General features: G+C 63.2%; 1 protein-coding gene. It reads right to left on the reverse strand.

The genetic code is table 11. From position 1 onward, the window contains the following. Window positions 1–134, reverse strand: a 134-nt coding sequence (locus LPA54_RS38860; RefSeq protein WP_228985104.1) for a biotin carboxylase N-terminal domain-containing protein, incomplete at its 3' end; no start/stop codon positions are given. Between the last annotated feature and the right edge of the window lie 312 nt (window positions 135–446).

The raw sequence follows: 446 nt of genomic DNA on the forward strand, positions 1-446 counted from the left end.
TCTGCGGCCCGGTCATGCAGCGCGTCCCGGTCCGGCTCGGCGTAGACCGCGACACTCGCGATCCCCGCGTCCCGGCACGCCCGAGCAACGCGGACAGCGATTTCGCCACGGTTGGCGATGAGCACCTTGCGCACGATGACTCCCTCCTCGAAACAAGCTGAGTTTAGGGACTACCGACACGGCCGTACGACCCGTCCCCAATGGTGAGCTTGCCCACACGGAGTGTGATCCGAGGCTTGCCCCAGTAGTGAAATCCCTTGTGGCACCACGGTACGCCGCGATCCTCAACCGCACAGTAACCAGCCGGTGTGGTCCAGGTCTCTGTCCTTAAGGTCAACGCCTCACGGCGTTTCTTTGTGGAGTCCCTACGAACGGTCGATGGATTCTTTGCCCGGCGTACGGGCCGGTCCCACCCCTTGTCCGAAGGAATACCCGTGAGTAGGGTC

It is taken from the genome of Streptomyces sp. DH12 (assembly GCF_020873895.1).
Taxonomy (GTDB): domain Bacteria; phylum Actinomycetota; class Actinomycetes; order Streptomycetales; family Streptomycetaceae; genus Streptomyces.